Here is a 12,824-nt window from a genome sequence, read left to right on the forward strand (position 1 = left end):
AGTGACCATTCGTGTAAAATGCCGGGCATGAGGACGGCGTACAAAGTCCGGGCCTACCCGGACACCGAACAAGCGGCACTGCTGTGCCGCACATTCGGATGCGTGCGCGTCGTGTGGAACAGGACCCTCGCCGACCGGCAACGCCGGTACACCACCGAGCAGAAATCGACCTCGTACAAGGAAACCGACGCCACGCTGTCCGAGTGGAAGAAAACCGAGGAGCTTGCGTTCCTCGGCGAGGTGTCCTCGGTGCCACTGCAACAAACGCTGCGCCACCAGCACACCGCGTTCCAATCGTTCTTCAAGGGCACCGCCAAGTACCCACGGTTCAAGAACCGGCATTCTCGCCAGTCCGCGCACTACACACGCTCCGCGTTCCGCATCAAAACGGACGGGCTGTGGCTGGCGAAAACCACCGCGCCGCTGCGGGTGGCGTGGTCCTGGCCGGACATCGACCTCGCCACGCTCGACCCGACAATGGTGGTTGTCTCCCGCGAGGCGGACGGCCGGTGGTTCGTGACGTTCGCCGTCGACACGACCGATCCCGCCCCGCTGCCGGAGACCGGCGAATCGGTCGGCGTCGACCTCGGCATCAAGGACTTCGCGGTCCTCTCGACCGGGGAGAAGATCGCGAATCCTAAGCACATGGCCCGACATGAACGCGGCCTGCGGCGTCAGCAGAAGCGCCTGGCGCGGATGCAGAAGGGATCGAACAACCGAGCGAAACAGAAGGTGAAGGTCGCACGCAAGCACTCCCGCGTCCGCGATGCCCGCCGCGACTTCCTCCACAAGACCAGTACCGACTTCGCGGCGCGGTTCGACACGATTGCCGTCGAAGACCTCGCCCCGCGCAACATGGTCCGCAACCGCCGGTTGGCGAAGTCGATCAGCGAATGCGGGTGGGGTGAGTTCCGGTCGATGCTCGAGTACAAGGCCGAGCGGGCCGGACGCCGGTTCGTGGTGATCGACCGCTGGTATCCCAGCTCGAAGACGTGCAGTGCGTGCGGGCATCTGCTCGCCGTGCTGTCCCTCGGGACACGCCACTGGACGTGCCCCGACTGCGGCACCCGGCACGACCGGGACATCAATGCCGCGAAGAACATCCTCGTCGCCGCCGGGCTGGCGGAGACACGAAACGCCTGCGGAGGCGATGTCAGACGGCACGGGTCCTCCCGTCCGCACTCGCCGGTGAAACAGGAACTCTCGGATGTGAGTCCGAGAATCCTCGTCCTTCAGGGCGGGGAGTAGTCAAAATGGACGCATGACCATCCCGACGGGTACCCCACCGACCGAACGGCCCACCTGGCTGCGTTCCGGAATGTGGATCGGCGGCTTCGTCGCCTTCCTCTACGTCGTCGAGATCGTGGATCGGATCCTGCCGGCCGATCTCCAGTCGGCGGGAATCGAAGCCCGTACGAGCGACGGCCTGTGGGGAATCCTGTTCGCACCCATCCTGCACGGTGACTGGACGCACCTCACCGCCAACACGGTTCCCGCACTCGTCCTGGGCTTTCTGGTCCTGCTGTCGTCCGGCATCACCCGCGGCCTCGTGGCGACCGCCGTCATCTGGGTCGTCGCAGGAGTCGGGACCTGGCTGTTCGCCGGATCAGGTGACAACCACATCGGTGCATCGTCGCTCATCTTCGGCTGGCTGACGTACCTGATCATCCGCGGGATCTTCACGCGTAAGGGCGGGCAGATCGTGCTCGGACTCGTCGTGCTGTTCTTCTACGGCGGAATGCTGTGGGGCGTGCTCCCCAGCGACCCGTTCGTGTCGTGGCAGGGACACCTCTTCGGGGCGATCGGTGGTGTCGTCGCAGCCTGGCTGCTCTCGTCCGATGCGCGCCGCGCGCGGGCGGTGAAAGCGGCGGATCCGCTGCGCTGAACCCAGCGACCGGCGTCACGTACGCACCGGGTGCCGATCCGTACGTCACAGCATTGTTGTAACTGTGAGTCCACCACGAAAACGGGTGTTGACTTCATCGAGGACCTTCGGCATGGCAGCATGGCCCATATGCGCATGACCGTTCTGGGGTGCTCGGGCAGTGTGGCCGGGCCGGATTCTCCCGCATCCGGGTATCTGCTCACCGCGCCCGATACCCCGCCGCTGGTCATCGACTTCGGTCCGGGAGTGCTCGGAGCTCTGCAACGCCACGCCGATCCCGGCGAAGTGTCCGTGCTGCTGTCGCATCTCCACGCCGACCACTGTCTCGACATACCCGGTCTGCTCGTGTGGCGCCGCTACTCCCCGAACGCCCCCACCGGGCGGATTCCCGTCTACGGCCCTGCCGGTACCGCGCAGCGTCTCGGTGTCGCATCGGCCGAGGTGGCAGGCGAGATCGACGACGTCTCCGACACCCTCGACGTCCGACCGCTGAGCGACGGCGGAACCTTCCGCTTCGGTGCGCTCACCATCAGGCCCACGAAGGTCAACCATCCCCCCGAGGCCTACGGATTCCGCATCACGAGCGACTCCGGCCGCACGATCGTCTACACGGGCGACACCGGGATGTGCGATCAGGTGGTCGAGCTTGCACGCGGAGCCGACGTCCTGCTGTCCGAGGCATCGTGGACCCACGCGCCGGGGATGCGGCCCGACGGCATCCACCTGTCGGGCACCGAAGCAGGGCAGGTCGCCGCCCGCGCCGGCGTCGGCGAACTGCTGCTCACCCACATTCCACCCTGGACGTCGCGCGAAGACGTCATCGCGGAGGCGAAGGCCGAGTTCCACGGTCCCGTCCACGCAGTGACCTCGGGCGACGTCTACCGCATCTGAGTCGGTCGTCCGAGTCCGTCCGCGAGGCATCCCCTAGGCTCGTTCGGGTGACGACACGAGCAGACGGTAGGGAAGACGACCAACTCCGCGACATCAAGATCACCCGAGGGTTCACCAGCCACCCCGCGGGATCGGTCCTCGTCGAATTCGGGCAGACCCGCGTGATGTGCACCGCGAGCGTCGAAGAAGGCGTGCCGCGGTGGCGTCGAGGATCGGGCCTGGGCTGGCTCACCGCCGAATACGCGATGCTGCCTGCCGCCACCCACACCCGCAGCGGACGCGAATCCGTCAAGGGCAGGGTCGGCGGCCGCACCCAGGAGATCAGCCGACTCGTCGGCCGTTCCCTGCGCGCGTGCATCGACCTCGCCGCCATCGGCGAGAACACCATCGCCCTCGACTGCGATGTCATCCAGGCCGACGGCGGAACCCGTACCGCGGCCATCACCGGTGCCTATGTGGCGCTCGCCGACGCGGTCACCTGGCTCCGCGCCGCAGGTCGCCTCGCCGATCCGCAACCGCTCTCGTGCCAGATCGCGGCCATCAGCGTCGGCGTCGTCGACGGCCGCGTCCGGCTCGACCTCCCGTACGAGGAGGATTCGCGCGCCGAGGTCGACATGAACGTCATCGCCACCGACACGGGCACCCTCGTCGAGATCCAGGGCACCGGCGAAGGCGCCACGTTCCCGCGTTCGACCCTCGACAAGCTGCTCGACTCGGCGTTCGGGGGGATCGAGGACCTGTGCCGCATCCAGCGTGAGGCCCTCGAACTGCCGTACCCCGGGGTTCTGCCCCAACCCGTAGTAGCAGCGCCTGCGAAGAAGAAGTTCGGTGCCTGACATGGGCGCGCGGGTGCTCGTGGCAAGCCGGAATGCGAAGAAACTCCGGGAGTTGCAGCGGGTACTCGACAACGCGGGGATCGCCGGGATCGAGCTGGTCGGTCTCGATACCGTCCCGCCCTACCCGGAGGCACCAGAAACAGGTGCGACGTTCGAGGAGAACGCGGCAGCGAAGGCACGCGACGGTGCAGTTGCGACCGGGATGGCCTGCATTGCAGACGATTCCGGACTCGAAATCGCCCCCCTGCGCGGGATGCCCGGTGTGTTGTCGGCGAGGTGGAGCGGCACCCACGGCGACGACGGTGCGAATACGGCACTGGTACTCGCCCAACTGGGTGATGTGCCGGACGACCGGCGCGGCGCCGCGTTCGTGTCGGCCTGTGCCTTTGCCGTTCCCGACGGCGACAACGTCGACGTGACCGTGGTGCGCGGCGAGTGGCGCGGTGCGATCGCGCGTGCGCCACGAGGGGCGAACGGGTTCGGATACGACCCGATCTTCGTGCCCGAAGGGGAGAGCCGCACCGCCGCCGAGCTCAGCGCCGAGGAGAAGGACGCCGCGTCCCATCGCGGCCGCGCGCTCGCTCAGCTCGTGCCTGCGCTCGCTGCATTCGCAGGCAACTGACCTGTAGACAGCAGTACGCGAACACAGAAGACAGACACACGCCGCCGGCTCAGTGTGTCTGTCTTCTGGCATCGCGGTCGTGAGTTCGACGAGCAGCGAACAGCGGAGGGACGACGCTTCCTCGAATACCTCGGCGACCGGGCCGCGCGCCGAGAATTGAAGCTGAAGTTCGGCGGCGATCGCGCCGACGTCGGCAAGCTCGAGGTCTGATCAGAGCGACCAGCGCATGGCAACATGCGTGCCATCGACGCTCGGTGTCACGACCATCTCCGTCGAGAGACTGCGCATGAGAGTGAGCCCGTGCCCGCGGGACCCGTATCCGGTCTGCTCCACGGCGTCGCGCCACCTGCCGTGATCCGCGACCGTCACCTCGAGATGACGGTCGCGGGGGCGGTAGACGGCCTCGAGGTCCACCGTCGCCGACGGGTCATCCGCGGTGTAGGCATGTTCGACCGCATTCGCCAAGGCCTCGTAGCTGGCCAGCACCACGTCCTGTTCGTACTCGGGCCCGAGATCGAGATTGCCCAGCCACTGCTGCATCGAGCGGCGGACACCGGCGATATCGGTCGGATCCGCACGCACTCCGTGGAAATAGATTCCACCGGACGCGAACGACGCTGCCCCTGATGGGTGAGTCGGCATAGTTCCCTCTGCTCGTCGAGACGGACAGCGCTATTCCGGCGGGGGTGCCGGGTCGCCGCTCAACGCAGAGAGAGCGTCGTCGAGTCGTGGATGGATGGCAAGGACGTCTCCCAGTCCGAGGAGTTCGAGCGGTCGTGCGGTGGCGTTTCCGTGTGCCACCACGGCGAACTCGACACTGCCTGCGGCACGCTTCGACAACTCCACGAGCAACGCCATACCCATCGACGCGAGAAAATTCACATCGGTCAGATCGACGATCAAGCCGGACGGACTGTCGCTGAGTAGACCGAGCGCGTGCTCTTCCAGCAGCGGCGCACTGGACAGATCGACATCTCCGCTCACCGACAACACCGTGACAGACCCCGACTGTGTCGCCGACATGCCCATGTGGGGATGTTCCGTTGATCGCTCATTCACAGTGCCCATCATGCAAGAACCCTCCGAAGGATGCGAGTGCGGGGCTGTGATGTTGTCGGCCTACGCACCCGGTCACACCTGTGGGTATTGTTCCGCGAGGGTGTCGGCGCGGATCGCCGACTTCCCGGGGGCCGCCGTGAGCAGGAGGGACGACCGTCGTGGATGCGCATCGACCGGGGGAAGTGGCGCATGCGCCGTTGTTGTTGTTGATCGAAGATGACCCGGGCGACGCACTGCTCGTCGAAGAACTTGTCGCCGACAGCGCCCCGGAAATGAAGGTCGTGTGGGTGCAGTCGCTCGCGGATGCTCGCGCCGCCCTGGCGAACACCGCGCCCGATTGTGTGCTGCTCGACCTCCACCTGCCCGATTCGCACGGCCTCGAAGCCGTCGCGCGGGTGCAGGAATACGCCGAGAACGTGCCGATCGTCGTGCTCACCGGCATGGCGGAAGAACAGACCGGGCTCGCCGCCGTCGCAGTCGGCGCCCAGGACTACCTCGTGAAAGGCCGGGTCGAACCGGACCTCTTCAGTCGCGCTGTTCGCTACGCAATCCAACGTAAGCAAGCGGAACAGAATGCCGCAGCCCTCCAGGTCAGTCACCTCCGCGCACAGGAGAACGCCCGGCTCGAACGTGGCCTGTTACCTTCGCCGCTCCTCGACATGGACGACTTCGACGTGGTGGCCCGCTACCGCCCCGGTCGCACCTCTGCCCTGCTCGGAGGGGACTTCTACGACGTGGTGCAGTCCGGCGACGGCACCGTCCACGTTCTCGTCGGCGACGTCTCCGGGCACGGGCCCGACGAAGCCGCACTCGGAGTGGCTCTGCGCATCGCGTGGCGCACGCTCGTCCTCGCAGGAATCTTCGGTGAACTCCAAACAGCCAAGCTCGAAGAGATCCTCGTCGCGGAGCGTGCGGCTGATCGGATCTTTGCGACCGTGACCGTCCTTGCCATGGCACCCGATCGTCGGACCGTCTCGATCATACGAGCAGGCCACCCCGGCCTGCTCCTGCGCAGCAAGAATGAAGTGGAGTGGGTCGAGGCTCCGGGAGGACCCGCGCTGGGGCTCATGCCCGGAGTTGCAACCTGGCCCGTGCACCACCTGGAACTACCCGAAGGAGCAGCCGTCACGCTGTTCACCGACGGACTGTTCGAAGGACACACCGGCTCCGGGCACGAGCGCCTCGGCGAAGGCGGACTGCTCGAGTTGGCGCGTCGGGGTATCGGTCTCGAGCCCGCAGAGTTCACCGACATGCTCATCCAAGGGGCCGAAGAACTCGCAGACGCACACGGCGGACTGTCCGACGACGTCGCAGTCGTCCATGTGCGATGGAGCACGAAAGCGACCCGAACCGTATGACTGAACCGATCGACCCTGACAGCACCCAGCGGAGCGCGGACGTTCGCGACGAGCGTGACGATGCGACCCGTCGCGACGAGCATCACGATGCGACCCGGCGCGACGGCGGGCGGCGCTCGCGCGTCACGGTGCAGGGCTGGATACTGCTCATGCTGGGCTTCATGGGCGTGCTCGTGGTGGTCGGAACGATCGTCGGCAGCCACTTCTTGACGCGAACCACGGAAGTGTCCAACTATCTACGGGACGTCATCCAGCCGGCCCGCGTCGAAGCCCACCGAATGCAAAGTGCGCTCGGAAGCCAAGAAACGGGAGCGCTCGGCTACATCATCTCGGCCGACCCGCAGTTCCTCGAACCGTATGAGGAAGGTCGCGCGGCCGAGCAGGAGGCCGCAGAGGAACTCCGTGCCCTCCTCCGAGGCGAAGGGCTCCTCGGCGGCAACGAGCAACTCCTCGCCGACCTCGACGCCATCGAACAGGCCGCGAACGAATGGCGCAGGGTGTACACACTTCCGCTCGTGAGCGCCGTCGTCCCCGGCGAACCACAGGCTGCGGACGTGGCGATGGTGGAGGCGGGGAGGTCGGCCTTCGAACGACTCCAGGAATTGTTCGTCATCCAGAACTCGGACCTGTCCCAGGCGCGCTTGGACGGCGTGGTCGAACTGGACGACGTGCGAAGCACGCGGGACCGCGTACTCGCATCGCTGGTGGCTGCGTTCCTGCTCAGCGGCGTGGGCGTCGCCGTGCTCGTACAGATCCTGGTCGTACGTCCGCTGACCACATTGAGGGAGGCGACCCGCACCGTCGCCAGTGGACGCTTCGACCAGCACATCAGCCCTGAGGGGCCCGCCGATATTCGAGCGCTGGCCGTCGATGTCGACGGCATGCGGGCGCGCATCGTCGAAGAGCTCACCCTGTCGCGGGAACGCCACGACCAAGTGGAGCGCCAAGCCGTCGATCTGCGCCGGTCCAACGCCGAACTCGAACAGTTCGCCTACGTCGCATCGCACGACCTGCAGGAGCCTTTGCGTAAGGTCGCGTCGTTCTGCCAGCTCCTCGAGAAGCGGTACGGCGACCAACTCGACGAGCGAGGACACCAGTACATCGACTTCGCAGTGGACGGCGCGAAGCGGATGCAGGTCCTCATCAACGATCTGCTCACCTTCTCGCGCGTGGGCCGAGTGAGCGACGCCCACGTGCACATAGCACTCGATCGGCCGCTCGATTCAGCGCTCGCCAATCTCGCGCAGGCCATCGACGATTCCGGCGTGTCGATCGAACGTCCCGAATCGCTCCCCGAGGTCGTGGGCGACCCCACGCTGCTGGTGATGTTGTGGCAGAACCTGCTGGGCAACGCGATCAAGTTCCAGCATCCGGATCGGACACCCATAGTACGAATCGACTGCGAGCAGGCGGGCACAGGCGACGACGCACGGTGGCAGTTCAGCGTGACCGACAACGGAATCGGCATTTCCGAAGAGTTCGCTGAGAAGGTGTTCGTGATCTTCCAGCGGCTGCACAGTCGCGATACCTACAGCGGTACCGGAATCGGCCTCGCCATCTGCCGCAAGATCGTCGAGTACCACGGCGGCGAGATCTGGATCGACCTGGCGTATGCAGGCGGCAGTCGCTTCTGCTTTACGATTCCGGTGGCGGGCGACGACGAGCCCGCGTCCGATACGGCTCTCGAAGGAGCACTGCCATGACCCCGACCGGTCAGCCGATCGATGTTCTGCTGGTGGAAGACGACCCCGGCGACGAATTGATGACGCGCGAAGCCTTCGAAGACAACAAGATCGGAAACGCACTGCATGTTGTTCGTGACGGCGAGGAAGCACTCGACTTCCTCTACCAGCGAGGTGCTCATGTCGACGCGCCCAAACCTGACCTGATCCTGCTCGACCTCAACCTGCCCAAGTACGACGGCCGTCAGGTGCTCGAGAAGATCAAATCCGACCCCGACCTCGCGCCTATCCCGGTGGTCGTACTCACCACCTCGTCGGCGGAGGAAGACATCCTGCGCAGCTACCGGTTGCACGCAAACGCGTATGTGACGAAGCCCGTCGACCTCGATCAATTCATCAAGGCCGTCAAGCAGATCGACGAGTTCTTCGTGCAGGTGGTGCGGTTGCCGACGCGTTGAGCGTGGGTGGAGGGGAGTGGCTCAGACCCCGAAGTCGGCCTTGACCTGCTTGGTGCGCTGGTGCTCGACGTAGAACGACAAGAACGGGACGGTGCCGGCGAGCAAGGTTCCGATGGTGCGCGAGACCGGCCAGCGCACCTTGATCGACAGATCGAAGGTGAGCACCAGGTAGACGGCGTACACCCAGCCGTGCACGATCGCGATCCACGATGGCAGGTTCTCGATGCCGATGATGTACTTCGCGATCATCTCGGCGGTGAGGACGAGCAGCCAGACACCGGTGGCGTACGCGAGGACGCGGTACCGCACCAGAGCGGAGCCGATCTTCTTGCGATCGGCGTCGCTGACGTTGCGGGGAGCGACAGCTGCCTGATCGGACGCCTGCTCGGGGGTGGTGCTCACTGACCGCTCCTATCGGACCCTCGCGAGAGTTGCGCGAGGTACTCGTTGTACTCCTGGATCTGCTTCGTCTCGAGGTCGGCCCCGGCGTCGTCGTCGAGCGCGACCCGCGGGCGGCTCGGGAGAAGATCCTCGGGAATCTCTATAGGTTCCTGCGGCTTCGACGCCCGGACTCCGTCCGGGTCGTCGGCCTGGGCTTCCTCTGCCTCGAGCTTGACGAACCGTCGGTACGCGTAGATGCAGAAGAACGCGAAGGCCGGCCATTGGAATGCGTAGCCGAGGTTCTGCCCGTTACCGCCGACCTCTTCGAAGCGTGTCCACTGCCAATAGCCGAGGGCCAGGCACCCGCCCGCGGCGACGACCACCAACACGATCAGAGCCACGCGGCGCGGGGGACGGTAGTCGGACACGGCATCGACGGTACCTGAGCACCGCACCGACCTGCCAAGACCGATCCAGTGCAGTGGTCGAGGTCACGTGGTATGGAGGTGGCAATTCGTTCCCCCCAGGCGGGCCTCTACTGTCGTGAGGTCGCGACCCGGGCGATTTCTGCGGGGTCGATGAGGTGCGAATGGTCGTCGTCTCCGACGTCGATCTGTACGACGTCGATGCGGCCGTTGAACTTGCTGTGGCCCGCGTAATCATCGCTGACGGGCATGCCGTAATCGTCGCCGATGTCCGTGGTCTCGTCCGCGGAGAAGATCATCGGCTGAGTGCGGTCGACACGGCCCGCACCGACACTGCGGCCGTCGATGTAGAGGGTGACGTCTCCGCCCTTCGCGAGGCCACCTCCGTCGTACTCGAAGTGGGCTCGGATCTGATGCGTCCCCGCTGGGAGATCTTCCGTGGCGCCGATGGCGAATTCGTTCATGCCGAGCAGGTTGTACACGAACTTCACACAGTTCTCCCGCACATAGAGCGCCCAGCCGCCGAATCGACCACCCTGCGCGATGACCACACCGTCGGTCGGGCCCTTCTTCGGTGTCTCGATTGCCGCTGTCACCGAGAAGGACCTGTTCTTGATGTCGATGACGCTGTGTTCGCTCAGCCGTTTCATGCCGGGGAAGAGCACCTGCCTGGCGCCCGTCACCACCTGAGGTCTGCCCGCGATCGTGGGGTTGAGCCGTTCGAATCGGCGGTCGTCGATCGGGAGCACGTTGTATCGCACTGCTTCGATCAACCAGAGGCGTTGAAGGGACGCCAGCAGTTCGGGTTTCTCGGTCGCGAGGTTGCGGGCCTGTGACCAGTCGGTGGTGCCGTCGTAGAGTTCCCAGACGTCGTCGTCGAGGGCGGGAAGCTCCTCATCGGGCAGCCACGGGGTGCTGTGCCGGGTGACCGCACTCCAGCCCTTGTAGTAGATCCCGCGATTGCCCGCCATCTCGAAATATTGGAGGTCGTGCCGCTCCGGTGCGTCGGGGTCATCGAAGGTGTACATCATGCTGGGACCTTCGAGCGGAGATTGCTGCACGCCGTTGACGAACGTCGGTTCCGGTAACCCGGCCGCTTCGAGCACCGTCGCCGCCACGTCGATGACATGGGTGAACTGCGAGCGCACCTCGCCTCTGCTCCGGATCCCGGCGGGCCAGTGGACGATCGTGCCGTTGCGCGTGCCACCCCAGTGGGACGCGACCTGCTTGGTCCATTGGAAGGGCGAGCACATCGCCCACGCCCATCCCACCGAGTAGTGGTTGTAGGCGTCCGGTGTGCCGAGTTTCTCTTTCATCGCAGCCATGAACTCCGGCGTCTCGATTGCTGCGAGGCCGTTGAAGTTCGCCATCTCGTTGAACGCCCCGTTGACTGTTCCTTCGGCGGAGGCGCCGTTGTCGCCGATGATGTAGTAGACGAGGGTGTTGTCGAGCGCGCCGAGCGCCTCGATTGCGTCGACCACACGACCGACGTGGAAATCGGTGTGTTCGAGGAAGCCCGCGTAGACCTCCATCTGGCGTTCCAGCACCGGCGTGAGCGCCTCGTCCATCTCGTCCCATGCAGGGATAGCGTCCGGACGTGCAGTCAGTTCCGTGTCCGGTGGCACGACACCGCGCCGCTTCTGTTCAGCGAGAATCGACTCTCGCTGCGCATCCCAGCCGTCGGCGAACCGGCCGGTGTACTTGTCCGCCCACTCCGGCGGAACATGATGGGGAGCGTGGGTCGCGCCGGGTGCGAAATAGGCGAAGAACGGCTTGTCCGGGGCAAGCGCCTTCTGGGTACGAATCCACTCGATCGCGTGGTCGGCGAGGTCCTCGGTGAGGTGGTATCCCTCGTCGGGGCCCCTGTCGGCTTCCACGGGAACGATGCCCTCGTAGAGCGCCGGGTAGTACTGGTTGTTCTCGCCTCCGATGAATCCGTAGAAGTGCTCGAAACCGCCTCCTCCGGTAGGCCAGGCGTCGAACGGACCGACGGGGGACGTCTGCCACGGCGGAACTTCGTGGCACTTGCCGAACTGGGCGGTCGAGTAGCCGTTGAGTTTCAAGGTCATGGCCAACGCCGCCTTGGTGTTCGGCCGCAACCCTGAGGACCCGGGGGCCGAGGTCGCCGTCTCGGTGATCATGCCCATTCCGACCGAATGGTGGTTGCGTCCGCTGAGGAGAGCGGCGCGGGTCGGCGCACAGAGGGCGGTCGTGTGGAACCGGTTGTAGGTCAGACCGTTGCGCTGCAACCGCTCCGCGGTCGGGCAGTGCACCGGACCACCGAAGGCGCTGCCGGCCCCGAACCCCACATCGTCGAGCAGGATCACCAGAACATTCGGTGCACCCTCCGGCGGTAGCAGGGGTTCGATCGGAGGGAAAGATGTGTCCGGATCTTTTGCGTCGTATGTGATCAGTCCGAGTTGTTGCCGATCGGGAATCGGAAGGACCTCACGCCTCTTCGTCATGCTGCATTGATCCCTTCATCGAGTGGAGTGCATTGCGAGACAACAGATCTGCGATGGTCAGGCCGAGTCGGTCGGATCTCGCGGTTTCGCGACGACCGGGCGGACGACGAACCGCCATCGCCGACGACGATCCACCGATCAGACGGGCGCCGATCGCCACCACGAGGCCCGTGACCAGCACCGCGCGCAGCATCGTCTGCAGGGGCGGCGCGGACAGCACGCTGTGCCCGGACGAGTTCGGGAGACTCGAACAGTACGAACTGCTTGTCGACACCGGGGATCTTGTCGGCGAATACGAACCCGCGGTCCACCAGGGGTCGGTGTCGAGAATCTCGCTGCGTGCAAATCGTGCGAGCACCGAACTGATGGCGAGCAAACCCCACCAGCACGAGCGCGATGACCACCGCGGTCCAGCGCAGGTCGGCGACTTCTCTCCGAAGACGTTCGAGTTCATGCCGTTCGTCGACGCTCGGCGGTGCGCTCTCCGAGGTGTCGTCGGGACCTGCCATGACAGGGCCTGCCTCTGCGTGCGGCCGGAGTGCGCTGCTCGCGCCCCGCGCCAAAGCCGCTCCAAGACTGCTACCGCGTTCGGGGGAGCGCCTCACCCACTGAGGGTGAAGGAGTGGGCAGGAACGAAGAAAGTGTGGCTCCGAGCCCCGTTTTCCGGGGCGGAGCCCCCCCTCCGCGTCAGGGCAAATATTAAAAGGTACCGGGTGGGCGCGGGGGGTCAAGAAACCCCCAAACCCGAAGGGCGCCCCGCCC

General features: G+C 65.5%; 14 protein-coding genes and 1 pseudogene. 9 read left to right on the top strand and 6 right to left on the bottom strand.

The features are described 5' to 3' along the window. The first annotated feature begins 27 nt into the window (after positions 1-27). From ACFWB0_RS20365 to ACFWB0_RS20390, 6 genes are all read left to right on the top strand, one after another. The gene (locus ACFWB0_RS20365; RefSeq protein WP_378492264.1) at positions 28-1,248 is read left to right on the top strand and encodes an RNA-guided endonuclease InsQ/TnpB family protein; all 1,221 of its coding nucleotides are present in this window, start codon (positions 28-30) and stop codon (positions 1,246-1,248) included. A gap of 13 nt (positions 1,249-1,261) precedes the next feature. Continuing rightward, positions 1,262-1,885, top strand: a complete 624-nt coding sequence (locus tag ACFWB0_RS20370; protein WP_378492265.1) for a rhomboid family intramembrane serine protease — start codon at positions 1,262-1,264, stop codon at positions 1,883-1,885. Between the two features lie 129 nt (positions 1,886-2,014). Continuing rightward, the gene (locus ACFWB0_RS20375; protein WP_378492266.1) at positions 2,015-2,776 is read left to right on the top strand and encodes a cyclic nucleotide-degrading phosphodiesterase; all 762 of its coding nucleotides are present in this window, start codon (positions 2,015-2,017) and stop codon (positions 2,774-2,776) included. Positions 2,777-2,823: 47 nt separating this feature from the next. Continuing rightward, entirely contained in the window at positions 2,824-3,612 is a 789-nt protein-coding gene (gene rph / locus ACFWB0_RS20380; RefSeq protein WP_378492267.1) for a ribonuclease PH, read from the top strand. Between the two features lies 1 nt (position 3,613). Next, positions 3,614-4,234: an RdgB/HAM1 family non-canonical purine NTP pyrophosphatase gene (gene rdgB / locus ACFWB0_RS20385; RefSeq protein ID WP_378492282.1), complete on the top strand. Its 621-nt coding sequence runs from the start codon at positions 3,614-3,616 to the stop codon at positions 4,232-4,234. Between the two features lie 54 nt (positions 4,235-4,288). Then, entirely contained in the window at positions 4,289-4,444 is a 156-nt protein-coding gene (locus ACFWB0_RS20390; protein ID WP_378492268.1) for a hypothetical protein, read from the top strand. Here the strand turns inward: ACFWB0_RS20390 and ACFWB0_RS20395 are convergent, their stop codons facing one another. Together ACFWB0_RS20395 and ACFWB0_RS20400 are read right to left on the bottom strand one after the other, a co-directional pair. Beyond that, positions 4,445-4,876, bottom strand: coding sequence for an ATP-binding protein (locus ACFWB0_RS20395; RefSeq protein WP_378492269.1), 432 nt, complete (start codon positions 4,874-4,876; stop codon positions 4,445-4,447). A gap of 30 nt (positions 4,877-4,906) precedes the next feature. After that, positions 4,907-5,218, bottom strand: coding sequence for an STAS domain-containing protein (locus ACFWB0_RS20400; RefSeq protein WP_378492270.1), 312 nt, complete (start codon positions 5,216-5,218; stop codon positions 4,907-4,909). Between the two features lie 233 nt (positions 5,219-5,451). Between ACFWB0_RS20400 and ACFWB0_RS20405 the strand changes: the two genes are divergently transcribed. The 3 genes from ACFWB0_RS20405 (at position 5,452) to ACFWB0_RS20415 (ending at position 8,791) form a co-directional block, all read left to right on the top strand. Next, complete coding sequence (locus ACFWB0_RS20405) at positions 5,452-6,651, top strand: PP2C family protein-serine/threonine phosphatase (RefSeq protein ID WP_378492271.1); 1,200 nt, start codon at positions 5,452-5,454, stop codon at positions 6,649-6,651. 149 nt (positions 6,652-6,800) lie between these two features. After that, on the top strand, positions 6,801-8,354 hold the full coding sequence (locus ACFWB0_RS20410) for an ATP-binding protein (RefSeq protein WP_378492283.1): 1,554 nt from the start codon (positions 6,801-6,803) through the stop codon (positions 8,352-8,354). Then, a complete protein-coding gene (locus ACFWB0_RS20415; RefSeq protein ID WP_378492272.1) occupies positions 8,351-8,791 on the top strand; it encodes a response regulator in 441 nt (146 codons plus the stop codon). The genes ACFWB0_RS20410 and ACFWB0_RS20415 overlap by 4 nt, the downstream gene beginning before the upstream one ends. A 21-nt stretch (positions 8,792-8,812) precedes the next feature. Here the strand turns inward: ACFWB0_RS20415 and ACFWB0_RS20420 are convergent, their stop codons facing one another. From ACFWB0_RS20420 to ACFWB0_RS20435, 4 genes and pseudogenes are all read right to left on the bottom strand, one after another. Beyond that, positions 8,813-9,193 (bottom strand): DUF3817 domain-containing protein, encoded by a 381-nt coding sequence (locus ACFWB0_RS20420; RefSeq protein ID WP_378492273.1) that lies wholly within the window; start codon positions 9,191-9,193, stop codon positions 8,813-8,815. Continuing rightward, positions 9,190-9,600: a transcriptional regulator gene (locus ACFWB0_RS20425; RefSeq protein ID WP_378492274.1), complete on the bottom strand. Its 411-nt coding sequence runs from the start codon at positions 9,598-9,600 to the stop codon at positions 9,190-9,192. Before ACFWB0_RS20425 ends, ACFWB0_RS20420 begins: the two co-directional genes overlap by 4 nt. Before the next feature lie 107 nt (positions 9,601-9,707). Next, a complete protein-coding gene (locus ACFWB0_RS20430; RefSeq protein WP_378492275.1) occupies positions 9,708-12,062 on the bottom strand; it encodes a sulfatase-like hydrolase/transferase in 2,355 nt (784 codons plus the stop codon). Positions 12,063-12,153: 91 nt separating this feature from the next. After that, a pseudogene (locus ACFWB0_RS20435) lies at positions 12,154-12,376 on the bottom strand (hypothetical protein); the annotation flags it as partial. Between the last annotated feature and the right edge of the window lie 448 nt (positions 12,377-12,824).

Origin of the sequence: Rhodococcus sp. NPDC060086 (genome assembly GCF_042730275.1) — a bacterium.
Taxonomy (GTDB): domain Bacteria; phylum Actinomycetota; class Actinomycetes; order Mycobacteriales; family Mycobacteriaceae; genus Rhodococcus.

What these genes read in the sequence shown, in the direction of transcription:
- ACFWB0_RS20365 (WP_378492264.1), top strand. Translation starts at nt 28, where the DNA reads ATGAGGACGGCGTACAAAGTCCGGGCCTACCCGGACACCGAACAAGCG.
- ACFWB0_RS20370 (WP_378492265.1), top strand. Translation starts at nt 1,262, where the DNA reads ATGACCATCCCGACGGGTACCCCACCGACCGAACGGCCCACCTGGCTG.
- ACFWB0_RS20375 (WP_378492266.1), top strand. Translation starts at nt 2,015, where the DNA reads ATGCGCATGACCGTTCTGGGGTGCTCGGGCAGTGTGGCCGGGCCGGAT.
- rdgB (WP_378492282.1), top strand. Translation starts at nt 3,614, where the DNA reads ATGGGCGCGCGGGTGCTCGTGGCAAGCCGGAATGCGAAGAAACTCCGG.
- ACFWB0_RS20395 (WP_378492269.1), bottom strand. Translation starts at nt 4,876, where the DNA reads ATGCCGACTCACCCATCAGGGGCAGCGTCGTTCGCGTCCGGTGGAATC.
- ACFWB0_RS20410 (WP_378492283.1), top strand. Translation starts at nt 6,801, where the DNA reads ATGCTGGGCTTCATGGGCGTGCTCGTGGTGGTCGGAACGATCGTCGGC.
- ACFWB0_RS20415 (WP_378492272.1), top strand. Translation starts at nt 8,351, where the DNA reads ATGACCCCGACCGGTCAGCCGATCGATGTTCTGCTGGTGGAAGACGAC.
- ACFWB0_RS20430 (WP_378492275.1), bottom strand. Translation starts at nt 12,062, where the DNA reads ATGACGAAGAGGCGTGAGGTCCTTCCGATTCCCGATCGGCAACAACTC.